This window comes from Pseudarthrobacter sp. PvP090, from assembly GCF_040547365.1.
GTDB lineage: Bacteria > Actinomycetota > Actinomycetes > Actinomycetales > Micrococcaceae > Arthrobacter.
The window spans coordinates 1-15,012 of sequence record NZ_JBEPPO010000010.1 but is presented as its reverse complement, the minus strand read 5'-3'; the positions used below and the strand labels follow the sequence as shown (position 1 = coordinate 15,012).

The following is a 15,012-nucleotide window of genomic DNA, read 5'->3' as shown; positions in this document are numbered from 1 at the left end:
CCGTGGCCGGGGTCAGTGTCGTACTGCCCAGCGTGCTCCAGCCGCTGGCCGGCGGGCAGTCCTTCCTGACTGCGCCCGCCGACACAACGGTGACGGTGGAGGGGGTGCTGGACGTGGTGACCGGGGAGTACCCGGCGCTGTCGAGGCGGTTGCGGGATGAGACCGGGGCGATCCGACGCTACGTGAATATATACGTCAACGGGAATGAGATTCGCCGCCTGCAGGGCCTGGCCACCGAGGTGTCCCCGGGCCAGGAGGTCCTGATCATCCAGTCCGTCGCGGGGGGCTAGCGGTCTCAGGCGACCCGCCAGAGGCTGCACTCGTCCGTGTTGATGGCTTTCCGGGTTCCGGACTGCCGGTCCATGATCCAGACCACGCCGATTCCGGGCGCGGTTTCCTGGACACTGCCGCGGCGGATCACGACGTCGTCGTAATTCGGGCCGACCCTGAGGCGCGCCTCGATCTCGTCGCCGCGGTGCAGCTGATCCAGGGCACGGATGCGGGTTACATGGGCTTTGGCTTCCTTCAACATGGCGGGGCCTCCTGGACTGGAGAGTGGTGCCTGCTCTTGCCGGCACTTCCAGTGTGGTGCGCCAATGTTGCCGCTGCGTTTCGGCCCGGTAAGACGTGGGTAAGCGTTCGGCGCCGGGGGAGTTACCGGCGGCCACCGCCCCGGCTGCCGGAGCCACGGAGCCGCTGTCGCGCTACGGGATATGGCGCTCACCCGGGCGCTGGATCCGGAACCACCGGTAGCCGTACCGGTCCAGCTCCAGCTCAAAACCGCCGTCGTCCGCCAGCTCGATGTCCTGGCCGTCCAGCAGGTCCCGCAGATAGGTGCCCTCGAAACCCGTTGCCGGGGCCCCCGCGGAGCCCAGGTTCGCTGCGACGGAGGCCGGTTCCGCCCCGAAGTTGTGGGCCAGGACCACGGTTGACCCGTCCCAGGAGCACCGGTGCAGGAGCACCTTCGCGGCGGGCTGTTTGATGAGTTCGAAGTCGCCCCACCCCAGTTCGGGGCTTTCGCGGTAGCGCTGGATGAGGGTGGCCATGAAGTTCCACAGCGACTGCGGATCCCGCTTCGCCGCCGCGGCGTTGACGTTCTTCGGCCCGAAGTAGCCGTCCACCACCTGCGCCACCAGGTCCTTTGCGGGGGCGGTCGAGAATCCGCCGTTTTCGGTGTCATTCCATTGCATGGGGGACCGCACGGCCGAACGGCCCTTCGCCGAGAGGTCCTCGCCCATGCCGATCTCCTCGCCGTAGAAGAGCACCGGGGTTCCGGGCAGCGCGAACATCAGCGAGTAGACCATGCGGATCCGGGCGGGGTCGCCGTTGAGCATGGTGGGCAGCCGGCGGCGCAGGCCGCGGCCGTACATCTGCATGTCCTCGTCCGGTCCGAACGCGGCAAAGACCTCCTCGCGTTCGGCGTCGCTGAGTTTGTCCAGCGTCAGCTCATCGTGGTTGCGGACAAACATGGCCCACTGGTTGTCCGGGTGGATTTTCGGACGGGAGCTGAGCGACTTGGCCAGCGGCCGGGCGTCCTCCCGGGCGAGGGACAGGTAGAGGTTCTGCATGGACAGGAAGTCGAACTGCATGTTCAGCTCGTTTCCTGCCGCGCCGCCGAAGTACGTCAGCTGGTCTTTGTAGGGCACGTTGACCTCGCCCAGCAGCAGGCCGCTGCCGTTGCGGCGGTTGAGGAAGCTGCGGAGCGCGCTGAGGTAATCGTGCGGGTCGACCTGTGCCGAGTCCTCCTTGGATGTGCCCTGCAGTTCGAGGAAGAACGGGACCGCGTCCAGCCGGAAGCCGTCCAGTCCCAGCTGCAGCCAGAACCCCATGGACTTGGCGATCTCGTCCCGCACCTTGGGGTTCGCCACATTCAGGTCCGGCTGGTGCTTCGCGAACATGTGCAGGTACCACTCGCCGGTGGCCTTGTCCTGGGTCCAGATGGAGGTCTCCTCGCCGGGGAACACCACCTGCTCCGAGGTATCCGGGGGTGTGTCCTTGCGCCAGACGTAGTAGTCGCGGAACGGGTTGTCCACCGACTTGCGGGATTCCACGAACCAGGGGTGCTTGTCCGAGGTGTGGTTCAGGACGAAGTCCGCGATCACCCGCATGCCCCGGTCCTTCGCGGTCCGGATGAACTCCACGACGTCGCCCAGGTTGCCCAGCCGCCGGTCCACGCCGTACAGATCCGTGACGTCGTAGCCGTCGTCCCTGTCCGGGGTGGGGTAGAACGGCATCAGCCAGATGCACGTCACTCCCAGGGCCGCGAGGTAGTCCACGCGCTGGATCAGGCCGCCGAAATCTCCGGTGCCGTCGCCGTCGTCGTCGAAAAACGTCTCCGGATCCAGGCAGTAGATGACGGCGTTTTTCCACCAGAGGTCCGAGGTCTCGGCGATTCTCACAACAGCGCCTCCCGGTCCTGCCGCGGGCCCCCGGACGCGCGAAGCTGCGGGAGCACGTGTTCCGCGAAGGTGTGGATGAACGGAGTCTGGTCCTGCCCGACGAAATGCAGGTACAGCTCATCGAAGCCCAGGTCGATATATTCGGCGAGCCACTGCGCGTGCCGCCCGGTGTCCGCGGAGATGTTCACGACGTTCCGGACCTGTTCCTCGCCGACGTCGGCGCTGACGCCGTCGAAGTGGGCCGCCGTCGGGAGGTCCCAGGGGATGGGCGGGGCAAAGACGTTGCTGCGCCACTGGTCCAGGGCCACCGCCACGGCTTCCTGTTCCGTCGGCGCCCACGAGAGGTGCACCTGCAGCACGGCGTTGCCCCGGCCGCCGGCGTCGCGGTAGGCGCAGAGCATGTCCTTCAGCTTCGCGTGCGGCTGGTTGACCGTCACGAGCCCGTCCGCCCAGGCCGCCCCGCGGCGCGCTGTTTCCACACTGACGGCCGGAGCGATCAGCGGCGGCTTGATCTCCGGGACGTCCCAGATCCTGGCCTGCTGGACGGTGACCAGGCCGTCGCGGGTCACTTCCTTGCCGTCGTGGAGTTCGCGGATGATCTGGACGGCTTCCTCGAGGCGCTGCTGCCGGGTCGCCTTGTCCGGCCAGGGGTCCCCGGTGACGTGCTCGTTCATGTACTCGCCGCTGCCCGGCGCCAGCCAGAACCGGCCGGGGAACATGTCCGCCAGGGTGGCCGACGCGTGCGCGATGATGGCCGGGTGGTAGCGCTGCCCGGGCGCCGTGACCACACCGAGGCGCAGCTTGGTGGTGGCCAGAGCCGCCCCCAGCCAGGACCAGGCAAAGCCGGAATGCCCCTGCCGGGCGGACCAGGGCTCGATGTGGTCCGAGCACATGGCGGCGTCGAAACCCGCCTGCTCCGCCAGCTGGACGTCCATGAGGAGCCGGCCGGGACTGATCTGTTCATGGGATGCGTGGAAACCGAGGGTAGCCATCGTTCATGTCTACCGTCGCCCCGGCGGGTTGTCGAGGAAAGCCTGCCCGGCCGGGCCTCTGGCGGGCGGCGGACTGCGGGACCAGAATGGGGCCCATGCAACTGCCGCTGATGCCCCCGATCGCGCCCATGCTGGCGAAGGCTGTGCCGTCCCTGCCCGACGGCGCACTGATGTTCGAGCCGAAGTGGGACGGGTTCCGGTCCATCATCTTCCGCGACGGCGGGGACGTGGAGATCGGCAGCCGCAACGGCAAGCCCCTGACCCGCTACTTCCCCGAACTGGTCGAGGCCCTGAAGGCAAACCTCCCGCCGCGCTGCGTGCTCGACGGCGAGATCATCATGGTCGGCGCCTCCGGCGACCGGCTCGACTTCGACACCCTGCAACAGCGGATCCACCCCGCCGCGAGCCGGGTCCGGCTGCTGGCCGACCAGACGCCGGCGAGCTTTGTCGCGTTCGATCTGCTGGCGCTCGACGACGAGGACCTCACCGGCCGTCCCTTCGCCGAGCGGCGCGCGGCGCTGGAACGCGTGCTCGCCGGAAGTGCGGCGCCGATCCACCTCACCGCCACGACCCGGGACAGGGGAACCGCCCAGGAGTGGTTCCACCAGTTCGAGGGGGCCGGGCTCGACGGGATCGTCGCCAAGCCGCTGGACGGGCCATACCTGCCGGACAAGCGCTCCATGTTCAAGGTCAAGCACGAACGGACCGCCGACTGTGTTCTCGCCGGATACCGGGTGCACACGTCCGGCCCGGACCGGGTCGGTTCGCTGCTGCTGGGGCTCTATGACGACGCCGGAAAACTCGCCAACGTGGGCGTGGTGGGGGCCTTCCCGCTGCAGCGCCGCAAGGACCTCTTCGAGGAACTCCAGCCGCTCGTGACCAGCTTCGACGACCACCCCTGGGACTGGGCCCGGCAGGAGGAAGGGGCCCGGACCCCGCGCAAGGCCGAGGGCAGCCGGTGGAGCGGGGGCAAGGACCTCTCCTTCACTCCGCTCCGGCCGGAGCGGGTGGTGGAAGTGAAGTACGACCACATGGAAGGCGAGCGGTTCCGCCATACGACACAGTTTGTGCGATGGCGCCCGGACCGGGACCCGCGTTCGTGCACCAACGAACAGCTGGAGGAGCCGGTCAAATTCGATCTGGCCGCGGTGCTGGGCACCGGCGGGGACTGATCCGGCGCTCGGGGACACGGAAAGCCCGGCGTGTCCTGTGAACACGCAGGGCTTTCCGGAGGAGCGGCCCGGAGCAACCGGGCAGGAACGCTGAGCCCGGGTTACTTGACGCCGAGCTGCTTGGTGGGAATCTTGAAGGATTCCTTGGCGGTCAGGGCCGAGACAGCCGAGATGAGGCAGATGACGGCGGTGAAGATGCTGATCTGCACCCAGCCGCCGGGCTTGGTGCCGCCCATGGCTGCGACGATCGCCGGGGCGAAGCCTGCCATCAGGAAGCCGAGCTGGGTGCCGATGGCCAGGCCGGAGAAGCGGACCTTGGTGCTGAACATTTCGGCGTAGAAGGCGGGCCAGACAGAGTTGGCGGCTGCGTAGCCGAAGGAGAAGAAGCCGATGGCGGCCAGGAACATCAGCGGGACGCTGCCGGACTCGAGGCTGAGCAGGAACACCGGTGTCAGGACCGCACTGGCCACGGCGCCGTAGATGAAGACCGGCTTGCGGCCGATCCGGTCCGCGAGCATGCCGAACAGCGGCTGGGTGCCGAGGGCCATAAAGTTCGCGCCGACGACGAGCCAGAGGGTGGTGGTGCCGTCCACACCGGCGACGTTCTTGGCGTAGGCGATGGCCAGGGTGCCGAACACGGTGGAGACGGCGGCGATGAAAGCGCAGGCGACGACGCGGAGGACATCGCGCCAGTGGTGCTTGAGCAGGTCCGCGACGGGGAGCTTGGAGATCTGGGCGTTCTTCTGGGCTTCCTCGAACGCCGGCGGTTCGTGCAGGGTGCGGCGGATGAAGAACGCAACAAGCACGACGACGGCGCTGAGCCAGAACGGGATGCGCCAGCCGATACCGTATTTGATCTCGTCCGGCAGGGCCAGGACGGGGATGAAGACGAGGGCCGCGAGGATCTGGCCGCCCTGGGTGCCGGTCAGGGTCCAGGAGGTGAAGAAGGCACGGCGGTTGTCCGGGGCGTGTTCCAGTGTCATGGACGAGGCGCCCGCCTGCTCGCCGGCCGCGGAGAGTCCCTGGCAGAGCCGCGCCAGCACCAGCAGGGCCGGAGCCCACCAGCCGATGGTGTTGAAGTCCGGCAGGCAGCCGATCATGAACGTTGAGGCCCCCATCAGCAGGAGTGTGAACATGAGGACCTTGCGGCGGCCCACCCGGTCACCGAAGTGCCCCAGGATGACGGCGCCGATCGGCCGGGCGATGTAGGCGAAGCCGAAGGTCGCGAAGGACATGATCGCCGCGTTGGCGCCGGCGTCGGGGAAGAAGACCGTGGGGAAGATCAGCGCGGCGGCGGATCCAAAGATAAAGAAGTCGTAATACTCGACGGCGCTGCCCAGGAAGCTGGCGAGGGCTGCCTTCTTCGGTGTCCCGGCCGGTGCGTCAGTGCCCGGCGTCGTAGACGGGAGTGTCTGGCTCATGGTGTTCCTTTGTGTGACGACATTGTCGCGGATGGATCAGGAAGGTCTCGGCTGCCGCTGGATTTAAGTGTGTGGCAGCCGGAGGTTCGTGGAAAGACCCGGACGAGTAGCCACATGGTGGGAGCTACTTGTGCGATGTAGCAATCATGACTGTGAGGATGGTCACTTGTCAACAAAAATAATCACCATCTAGAAATAGCTCTCACCATGTGAGAGCATGGAGCCATGAGTGTGAATCAAGCCACAGAAGCGGCCGCGGCTGCCGCCCCCCTCCCGGCATCCGCAGGCAACGACGCAGCGGCCGGCGGAAAGCCCGGCGCCAAGGCCGGCAAGGAGGACGCCCGGACGGACATGGTCGGCAAGGCCCTGGGGCTGCTGGTCCTGCTCGGCGACGAGCCGCGGGGGGCGAGTGCCGCGGAGCTGTCCCGCCGGGCGGAGCTTCCCTTCAGCACCACCTACCGGCTGCTGGGCTCCCTGACCCGGGACGGCTTCGTGGACTACGAGCCGGACGGCCGCCGCTACCACCTGGGACTGCGTATCTTCCAGCTCGGCCAGCGCGTGTCCAACCACCACGGATTCGCCGGTACGGCCTTGCCCATCCTTCGGCGTGTCACGGAGGAGACGGGGGAGGCCACCATCCTGTCGGTGCGCGACGGGAACCACCATCTCACCGTCAACAAGGTGGACGGCCCGCAGACGTTCCGCGTCACGAGCGACCCGGGGCACCTGGGTGCCCTGCACACCACCTCGGTGGGCAAGGCGCTCGTGGCCTTCGCCGACGACGCCACCCGCGGCCACCTCGTCGAGGAACTCGAGCTGGGGCCGCTGACCGAATTCTCCATCACCGACCGGGAGGCCTTCCGGGCCGAGATCGAGCTGGTGCGCAGGCGCGGCTACGCCCTCATGGACGAGGAAAATGAGCTGGGCATGCGCGCCGTCGCAGTCCCCGTCTTCAACTCCCAGGGCCATGCCTTCGCTGCGCTGGCCACGGCGGTCCCGGTATTCCGGATGAGTGTGGAGGCCCTCGTGGCCCTGGTTCCGCTGCTCCAGGCGGCGGCAGCAGAGCTGTCCGCCCGGCTGCCCCAGCAATGATCCCGGCAGCCTGGCCGGCCGCCGTCGTCCCCGAATTGTTCGCTAGTAGAACAACAGTGCAACATGTGAACATTTGCTGTACTGTAATCCCCAACACCCGGCCCGCGGCCGGCGCCCCGTGCGTCCCCGCCTGCCGAGTGCCGTTGTCAAAGGAGCTATACGGATGAGCAATCGAGCAGAGTCCTTTCTTGTGGGCCTGATAGGTGATGGCGTGACACCCTCCCTCACGCCCCCCATGCACGAACGCGAGGGCGATGTGCAGGGCCTCCGGTACCTCTACCGCCCCATCGACCTCACCGAACTGGGACTTCCCGGCCAGAGTGTCGGCGAGCTCCTCACCGGCGCCTACCGCCTGGGCTTCAACGGACTGAACATCACCCACCCCTGCAAGCAGCTGGTCCTGGAACACCTGGATGAGGTCACTCCGGACGCCCGGCGCCTCGGAGCGGTCAATACGGTGACCATCCGGGACGGCCGTTTCATCGGCCACAACACCGACTTCTCCGGGTTCGCGGCCGCGCTCGCGACCGGCCTGCCAGGAGCCAGGCTGAACCGCGTGGTGCAGCTCGGTGCCGGTGGCGCCGGCTCCGCTGTCGCCTACGCCCTGCTCACCGCCGGGGTCCGCGAACTGGACCTGGTGGACACAGACGCGGCCCGCTGCGCGGCACGCGCCGCCGAACTCGCCGGCTTCTTCCCGGACCAGCTGGTCACCGCCCGGACGACGGCGGAGCTGCCGCAGCTGATGCCGCTGGCCGACGGTCTGGTGCACTGCACGCCGGTGGGCATGGCCGCCCACCCCGGCGTTCCGCTGGACATGTCCCTCGTGGCTGCCCGGCACTGGGTCGCGGATATTGTGTACCGGCCGATCGAGACCGAACTTATCCGCGAGGCCCGCGCCAAGGGCTGCGACGTGCTCGACGGCGGCCGGATGGCCGTGGGACAGGCCGCCGACGCCTTCCGGATCTTCACCGGCCGCGAAGCAGACGCGGACCGGATGCGCGCCCACTTCCTGGAACTCGTCGCCGCCGAAGAGGTGGCCGCCTGATGCGCACCGGAATCGCCACCGTCTGCCTCTCGGGTACCCTGCGGGAAAAGATGCAGGCCTGCGCCATTGCGGGCTTCGACGGGATCGAAATCTTCGAACAGGACCTCGTCACTTCCCCGCTGAGCCCGGAGGAGGTCCGGAAGATGGCCGCCGACCTCGGCCTGACGCTGGACCTCTACCAGCCGTTCCGTGACTTCGACAGCGTGCCGGAGGACCTGCTCGCCGCCAACCTGCGCCGGGCGGACGCGAAGTTCCGGCTGATGTCCCGGCTCGGCATGGACACCATCCTGGTCTGCTCCAACGTGGCCACCGCCAGCATCGATGACGACGCCCTGAGGGCCGAACAGCTCGCGGCCCTTGCAGCGCTCGCCCAGGACCACGGCGTCAAGGTGGCCTACGAGGCCCTGGCCTGGGGAAAGTACGTCAACGACTACGAGCATGCCCACCGGCTCGTGGAAGCGGTGGACCACCCGAACCTGGGCACCTGCCTGGACTCGTTCCACATCCTCTCCCGCGACTGGGACACCGCCCCGATCGAAGCCTTCAACCCGGAGAAGATCTTCTTCGTCCAGGTGGCCGACGCGCCCAAGCTGTCCATGGACGTGCTGTCCTGGAGCCGGCACTACCGGGTTTTCCCGGGCGAGGGGCAGTTCGAACTCGCGAAATTCCTTGGCCACGTGGTCCGGGCCGGGTACACGGGCCCGGTGTCCCTGGAGGTCTTCAACGACGTGTTCCGCCAGTCCGACGTCGAACGCACCGCCGTGGATGCCATGCGGTCGCTGATCTGGCTGGAGGAGCAGAGCGCCAAGTGGCTGGACGCGGCCGCCGCCTCCGATAACGGTGCCGGCTCCCGTGCCGATAACGCTGCGACGCGCCGCCGCCGGTACCCGATGGAACTGGCCACACTCCCGCAGGTGGCCGAACCGGCGGGCTTCAACTTCGCCGAGGTCAGGGCAGCGGACACCGCGGGACTGGAATCCCTGCTGGGCCAGCTGGGGTTCGCGTCCAACGGGCGCCACCGGACCAAGAATGTGCAATTGTGGACCATGGGCCACGCCCGCGTGATCATCAATGAGGACTCCTCCGAGGAATCCCGCGACTCCCAGGCCGCCAGCGCGCCCGCGATTTCTGCCCTGGGGTTCGACGTCGATTCCCCGGTGATTGCCGCGGCCCGGGCCCAGCAGCTCAAGGCCCCGGCCGTGCCGCGCAAGAGCCAGGCCGACGAGGAAATTTTCCAGGGGTTCGCTGCCCCCGACTCCACCGAGATCTTCCTGTGCCAGGGCAGCCCCGACGGCACCGCCGTGTGGACCCGTGAATTCGGCGAGGGCATGGAAGCCCCCGACGCCGGCCGGGCCGCGCAGCAGAGCGCCGTGATCGACCACGTGAACCTGGCGCAGCCCTGGCAGCACTTCGACGAGGCAGTCCTCTTCTATACGAGCGCCCTGGCGCTGGAACCGCAGCCGTACGCGGAAGTCGCCAGCCCCACCGGCCTGGTCCGGTCCCAGGTGATGCTCACCCGGGACCGCGGCGTCCGTCTCGTGTTGAACCTGGCCCCGCTGGTCCAGCGCGAAGGTGCCGGGCCCGGCGCGGAGGCGGCGGCCGGCACCGGCCAGCGCCGGACCTACCAAGAACACATCGCCTTTGCGGTGGATGACCTGGTAGCCACGGCCCGCGCCGCGAAGGCCCGGGGCCTTGATTTCCTCCAGATCCCGGACAACTACTACGAGGACCTCGACGCGCGGTTCGATCTGGACGCGTCCTTCCTGGCCACGCTCCGGGAGCTCAACCTGCTCTACGACCGCGACGCCGACGGCGAGTTCCTGCACTTCTATACCGCCACCGTCGGCAGCGTGTTCTTCGAAATGGTGGAGCGCCGCGGAAACTACGACGGCTACGGGGCGCCCAACGCCCCGGTGCGGCACGCCGTCCAGTACGACCACCTGCACCAGCCGAATCCAACAGCCTGACCGGCCAAAGCAAACAACACCAACACCCAGCGAAAGGAGGCTGCTGTGCCTGAAGAACTCAACCTTGAGATCTACAACGCGGATCCGCTCACCGAAGACGTGTCCGACGAAGCCACGGATGCCGCACCGAAGACGTATGCGCCCGCTGGCCCTGCCTTGGATACTGCCGCAGAGTCGCAGGCGGGCCTCAGTGCCGAGATGAAGGCCATCGGCGAGGCTTACGCGCAGGCGCTCAAGAACGGCGCCCCGGCAGAGATCCAGCCGCGGCTGGACTATGCACCGTACCGCAGCAGCGTCCTGCGCCACCCCACCAAGGACCTGCACCACGCGGACCCGGAAACCATCGAGCTCTACTCGCCGGCCTTCGGGCACATGGACGTCCACGCGCTGGAAGCGGACCTGACCATCCAGCACAACGGTGAACCGCTGGGTGAACGCATCATCGTCTCCGGCCGCGTACTCGACGGCGACGGACGTCCCGTCGCCGGCCAGTTGGTGGAGATCTGGCAGGCGAACTCCGCCGGCCGCTACATCCACAAACGGGACCAGCACCCGGCACCGCTGGACCCCAACTTCACCGGCGTCGGCCGCTGCATCACGGGCGCCGACGGCTCCTACAGCTTCACCACGATCAAGCCCGGCGCCTACCCGTGGAAGAACCACCTCAACGCCTGGCGCCCGGCCCACATCCACTTCTCCCTGTTCGGGCAGGAGTTCACCCAGCGGATCGTCACCCAGATGTACTTCCCCGGCGACCAGCTCTTTCCGCTGGACCCGATCTACCAGTCGATTGTCGACCAGGACGCCCGGGACAGGCTCGTGGCCACCTACGACCACGAGCAGACCAAGCCCGAGTGGGCCCTGGCGTACAACTGGGACATCGTCCTGACCGGGTCGAAGCGGACCTGGACAGAGAACGAGGCCCTGGGCGCAGAAGGAGACGACCATGAATAACGCCGGCATGAGTAAACTCACCCCGACGCCAGGCCAGACCGTTGGCCCCTTCTACGGCTACGCGTTGCCGTACACCAAGGACCGCGAGCTGCTGGCTCCCGGCTCCCCGGGCTCCATCCGGCTGCAGGGCACCGTGTATGACGGCGCCGGGCACCCGATCCCGGACGCGATCCTGGAAATCTGGCAGGCGGACGCCGAGGGCAACGTCCCGCACCGCAAGGGTTCGCTCGTGCGTGACGGCTACACCTTCACCGGCTTCGGCCGAAGCGCCGTCGGCAACACCGGCGTCTTCACCTTCACCACGGTCAACCCCGGCCCCACCGAGGACGGCGCGGCGCCGTTCATCGCCGTCGCGGTCTTCGCCCGCGGCCTCATGAACCGGCTCTTCACCCGGATCTACCTGCCGGAGAACGGTGAGGCCCTCGCCGCGGACCCGCTGCTGTCATCGCTGGAGCCGGAACGCCGCAAGACGCTGATCGCCCGCCGCGACGCCGACGGCGGCCTGACCTGGGACATCCGGCTCCAGGGTCCGGGCGAGACGGTGTTCCTCGACTTCGAGGGTGCATCGAAGTGATCTCCCGTGAAACCGGGGGCGACGCCGGCGTGCAGGGCGATTTTGGCCTCCTGAGTCCCGTGTCGGCGTCGCCCCTTGTGGCGGCGCTGACCGGGGACCGGGCCGTGCTGGCCGCCGTTCTCCGGGTCGAGGCCGCCTGGGCCGCGGTCCTGGAACGGGCAGCACTCGCCCCGGCCGGGTCCGCCGCGGTGGTCGCCGCGGCCGCCGAGGTGGGCCGCTACGACGTCGCGGACCTTGCGGTCCGCGCCCAGGGCGGCGCCAACCCGGTGATCCCGTTGCTGGCGGATCTCCGCGGCCAGGTCACGGCCCTCGACACTGCCGGAATCGGTGCCGCCAAGGCCGTGCACACCTCCCTGACCAGCCAGGACGTCCTCGACAGTGCACTCATGCTGCTGTCCCGGGAGGCGGTCCGCGGGCTGCTGACGGAGCTCAAGGCCACGACGGCGGCACTCGCCGCCCTCGCCGAACAGCACGCGGACACCCTGTGCGTGGGACGCAGCCTCACCCAGCACTCCCTGCCGTTCAGCTTCGGGCTCAAGGCGGCCCAGTGGTTCCACGGGCTCGCCGCGGCCGCCCGTCGGCTGGAGGCCCTCGAATTCCCCGTGCAGACCGGGGGAGCGGCCGGCACCCTGGCCGCGGGCACCGTCCTGACTTCGGGCTCACGCCTCAGCGCCCTGGATCTCTCCGACCGGCTGGCCTCAGAACTCGGACTCGCCGCGGTCCCGGCGCCGTGGCACACCAACCGGCTGGCCGTGACATCCCTCGGCGACGCCCTGGCCTCCGTGACCGACGCTGCTGGCAAGATCGCCGCCGACGTGCTGTTCCTCAGCCGACCGGAGGTCGCCGAGCTCGCCGAACCCCGCGCCGCCGGCCGGGGCGGGTCCTCGGCCATGCCGCAGAAGCAGAACCCGGTGCTGTCCGTGCTGATCCGCAGCGCCGCCCTGCAGGCGCCCGGCCAGGCCGCCCAGCTGCACCTGGCCGCCGCCAACTTCAACGATGAACGCCCCGACGGTGCCTGGCACAGCGAATGGCCGGCGCTCCGCCAGCTCCTCCGCCTCGGCCTCGGCGCCGCCGTGCTGCTCCGCGAACTCGCCGAGGGCCTGCAGGTCTTCCCCGGGGCCATGCGGCGGAACCTGGATCTTTCCGGACCGCTGCTGCTCAGCGAGGCCGTCACGGCCGCCGTCGCACCGCTCCTGGCGGGCAACGTCGAGGGTAGGAACAGCGCGGACGGCAAACAGCGGCTGCAAGCCGTGGTGGACGAGACCCTCCGGGTCCCGGCCGCGGACCAGGCGCCCACTTACCGGCGGCTTCTCCGCGCGGCCGTCCCCCCGGAGCTGCTCTCCGACGCCCGGCTGGAGGAACTCCTCGATCCGGCCAACTACCTCGGCCAGGCCGCCGAAATCTCCCGGCGCATCCTCGCCGCCTACCCGGAGTACGGCGTCAGCGTCACCGACACAGTCGCCGGTTCCCCCACCGCACCGACCCCCGAGCTGAACGGAGCCTCCCGTGGCTAGACCAACAGTCAAGGCAGTACTGCTGTCGCCCCAGCGCCCGCTGGGCGACAAGCCCCTCCTCGTTGTCGGCCCGTCCCTGGGCACGTCCACGTTGCTGTGGACCCAGGCCGGCGCCCTGCTCGGGGACGACGTCGACGTCGTCGCCTGGGACCTGCCGGGCCACGGCATTTCACCGGCCGCGACGGAGACGTTTACCGTCGCCGAACTGGCAGACGCCGTCATCGGGCTGGTGGATTCGATCGCCCCCGGCGCGAGATTCCACTACGCCGGCGTGTCGCTGGGCGGGGCCACCGGCCTGCAGCTGGGCATCAAACACGGCGAGCGGCTCAAGAGCCTGTCCGTGCAGTGCACCGGAGCGAAGCTCGGCACGCCCGAAGGCTGGCTGGAACGCGCGGACACCGTCCGCACGCAGGGAACGCCCGTGATGATCCAGGGCTCGGCGCAGCGCTGGTTCGCCCCCGGCTTCATGGAACGCCAGCCGGAACTCAGCGGCCGGCTGCTCCACAGCCTGCGCGACGCCGACCGCTTCAGCTACGCCTTCTGCTGCGAGGCTCTCGCCGGCTTCGACGTCCGGGACGAGCTCGCCAGCATCAGCGTCCCCACCCAGGCCGTCGCAGGCGCCCAGGACAGCGTTGCCCCGCCGTCGTTCGCCGAGGCGATCGCCGAAGGGATTACCGCCGGCGGCGGCACCGCCAGCGCCGTCACCCTTGAAGGCGTGGCACATCTGGCCCCGTTTGAGGCGCCCGGCCACGTCGCCGAGCTGCTGCGGAGCCTCATCACGTGGACCGAATCCGGCGGGGCAGCCCAGTGAACGCCCCCCAGCCCTCCGGCGCGGGGCTCTCCGGCGCAGATCCCAGCGGCGCAGCGCGCAACGGCGTCGTCCAGCCGGAGGCCACCAGCCAGGAGATCTACGACGGCGGAATGGTGGTCCGGCGCGAGGTGCTCGGAGCCGCGCATGTCGACCGCGCCAACGCCAACAAGGATTCCTTCACCGAGGACTTCCAGGACATGATCACCCGGATCGCCTGGGGCGGCATCTGGACCCGGCCGGGCCTGACCCGGCAGATGCGCTCCGCGGTCACCATCACCGCGATGGTGGCCCACGGCCACTGGGAAGAACTGGCCATGCACCTCCGTGCCGCCGTCACCAACGGCCTGAGCCGGGACGAGATCAAGGAAATCCTGCTGCAGACCGCCATCTATTGCGGCGTTCCCTCCGCCAACACCGCCTTCAAGACAGCGCAGGAAGTCTTCCATTCCATGGATAACACAGAAACGGACAAGAGCTCATGAACCAGGCCTACCTGTACGACGCCGTGCGGACCCCGTTTGGGAAGTTCGGCGGCGGGCTCGCCGGTGTCCGCCCGGACGACCTCGCCGCCCACGTGATCGGTGAGGCCGTGAAGCGCGCGCCGAACCTCGACGTCGGGCGCATCGACGAGGTCGTGTTCGGCAACGCCAACGGCGCGGGCGAGGAAAACCGCAACATTGCACGGATGGGAACCCTGCTGGCGGGGCTGCCGGTCTCGATCCCCGGCACCACGGTCAACCGGCTCTGCGGGTCCTCCCTGGACGCGGCGATCATCGCGTCCCGGCAGATCAACACCGGCGATGCGGAGCTGATGCTGATCGGCGGCGCCGAATCGATGTCCCGCGCCCCGTGGGTGCTGCCCAAGACGGAGAAGCCCTACCCGGCCGGGGACATGACGCTGGTCTCCACCACGCTGGGCTGGCGGTTGGTGAACCCGGCCATGGCCCCGGACTGGACCGTGTCCCTGGGCGAGGCTACCGAGCGGCTGCGCGAGAAGTACGGGATCACCCGGCAGGCGCAGGATGAGTTCTCCGCGGCCTCGCACAACCTCGCGGCCGCGGCGTGGGACGA

At 68.8% G+C, this 15,012-nt stretch carries 15 protein-coding genes; 11 read left to right on the top strand and 4 right to left on the bottom strand.

What is annotated here, in order from left to right:
• Positions 1–2 precede the first annotated feature (2 nt).
• On the top strand, positions 3–290 hold the full coding sequence (locus ABIC21_RS12775; RefSeq protein ID WP_354350774.1) for a MoaD/ThiS family protein: 288 nt from the start codon (positions 3–5) through the stop codon (positions 288–290).
• A gap of 5 nt (positions 291–295) precedes the next feature.
• Here the strand turns inward: ABIC21_RS12775 and ABIC21_RS12770 are convergent, their stop codons facing one another.
• The 3 genes from ABIC21_RS12770 to ABIC21_RS12760 all read right to left on the bottom strand — a co-directional run bounded on the left by ABIC21_RS12770 (position 296) and on the right by ABIC21_RS12760 (position 3,391).
• Positions 296–532, bottom strand: a complete 237-nt coding sequence (locus tag ABIC21_RS12770) for a hypothetical protein (RefSeq protein ID WP_354171346.1) — start codon at positions 530–532, stop codon at positions 296–298.
• A 172-nt stretch (positions 533–704) separates the two neighbouring features.
• Complete coding sequence (locus ABIC21_RS12765; protein ID WP_354350773.1) at positions 705–2,399, bottom strand: alpha-amylase family protein; 1,695 nt, start codon at positions 2,397–2,399, stop codon at positions 705–707.
• On the bottom strand, positions 2,396–3,391 hold the full coding sequence (locus tag ABIC21_RS12760) for a TIGR03885 family FMN-dependent LLM class oxidoreductase (protein ID WP_354350772.1): 996 nt from the start codon (positions 3,389–3,391) through the stop codon (positions 2,396–2,398). Before ABIC21_RS12760 ends, ABIC21_RS12765 begins: the two co-directional genes overlap by 4 nt.
• Before the next feature lie 95 nt (positions 3,392–3,486).
• On the opposite strand from ABIC21_RS12760, the gene ABIC21_RS12755 reads away from it, so the two are divergent.
• Entirely contained in the window at positions 3,487–4,563 is a 1,077-nt protein-coding gene (locus ABIC21_RS12755; protein ID WP_354350771.1) for an ATP-dependent DNA ligase, read from the top strand.
• Positions 4,564–4,664: 101 nt separating this feature from the next.
• On the opposite strand, the gene ABIC21_RS12750 is transcribed toward ABIC21_RS12755, so the two are convergent.
• Positions 4,665–5,984 carry an MFS transporter gene (locus ABIC21_RS12750; protein ID WP_354350770.1) on the bottom strand — a complete coding sequence of 440 codons (1,320 nt, stop codon included), beginning with the start codon at positions 5,982–5,984 and terminating at the stop codon, positions 4,665–4,667.
• A 225-nt stretch (positions 5,985–6,209) separates the two neighbouring features.
• Between ABIC21_RS12750 and ABIC21_RS12745 the strand changes: the two genes are divergently transcribed.
• The 9 genes from ABIC21_RS12745 to ABIC21_RS12705 form a co-directional block, all read left to right on the top strand.
• Positions 6,210–7,076, top strand: a complete 867-nt coding sequence (locus tag ABIC21_RS12745; RefSeq protein WP_354350769.1) for an IclR family transcriptional regulator — start codon at positions 6,210–6,212, stop codon at positions 7,074–7,076.
• A 163-nt stretch (positions 7,077–7,239) separates the two neighbouring features.
• Positions 7,240–8,121, top strand: a complete 882-nt coding sequence (locus ABIC21_RS12740; RefSeq protein WP_354350768.1) for a shikimate dehydrogenase — start codon at positions 7,240–7,242, stop codon at positions 8,119–8,121.
• Entirely contained in the window at positions 8,121–10,088 is a 1,968-nt protein-coding gene (locus ABIC21_RS12735; RefSeq protein ID WP_354350767.1) for a bifunctional sugar phosphate isomerase/epimerase/4-hydroxyphenylpyruvate dioxygenase family protein, read from the top strand. Before ABIC21_RS12740 ends, ABIC21_RS12735 begins: the two co-directional genes overlap by 1 nt.
• Positions 10,089–10,133: 45 nt before the next feature.
• The gene (gene pcaH, locus ABIC21_RS12730; protein ID WP_354350766.1) at positions 10,134–11,042 is read left to right on the top strand and encodes a protocatechuate 3,4-dioxygenase subunit beta; all 909 of its coding nucleotides are present in this window, start codon (positions 10,134–10,136) and stop codon (positions 11,040–11,042) included.
• A 7-nt stretch (positions 11,043–11,049) separates the two neighbouring features.
• A complete protein-coding gene (gene pcaG, locus ABIC21_RS12725) occupies positions 11,050–11,616 on the top strand; it encodes a protocatechuate 3,4-dioxygenase subunit alpha (protein WP_502935998.1) in 567 nt (188 codons plus the stop codon).
• Positions 11,613–13,130, top strand: a complete 1,518-nt coding sequence (locus tag ABIC21_RS12720; RefSeq protein WP_354350764.1) for a lyase family protein — start codon at positions 11,613–11,615, stop codon at positions 13,128–13,130. The genes pcaG and ABIC21_RS12720 overlap by 4 nt, the downstream gene beginning before the upstream one ends.
• A complete protein-coding gene (locus tag ABIC21_RS12715) occupies positions 13,123–13,941 on the top strand; it encodes an alpha/beta fold hydrolase (protein WP_354350763.1) in 819 nt (272 codons plus the stop codon). Before ABIC21_RS12720 ends, ABIC21_RS12715 begins: the two co-directional genes overlap by 8 nt.
• Positions 13,938–14,423: a 4-carboxymuconolactone decarboxylase gene (gene pcaC / locus ABIC21_RS12710; protein WP_354350762.1), complete on the top strand. Its 486-nt coding sequence runs from the start codon at positions 13,938–13,940 to the stop codon at positions 14,421–14,423. The genes ABIC21_RS12715 and pcaC overlap by 4 nt, the downstream gene beginning before the upstream one ends.
• Positions 14,420–15,012 (top strand): thiolase family protein (locus tag ABIC21_RS12705; RefSeq protein ID WP_502935994.1); only part of this gene is annotated, 593 nt, incomplete at its 3' end. The genes pcaC and ABIC21_RS12705, both read left to right, overlap by 4 nt.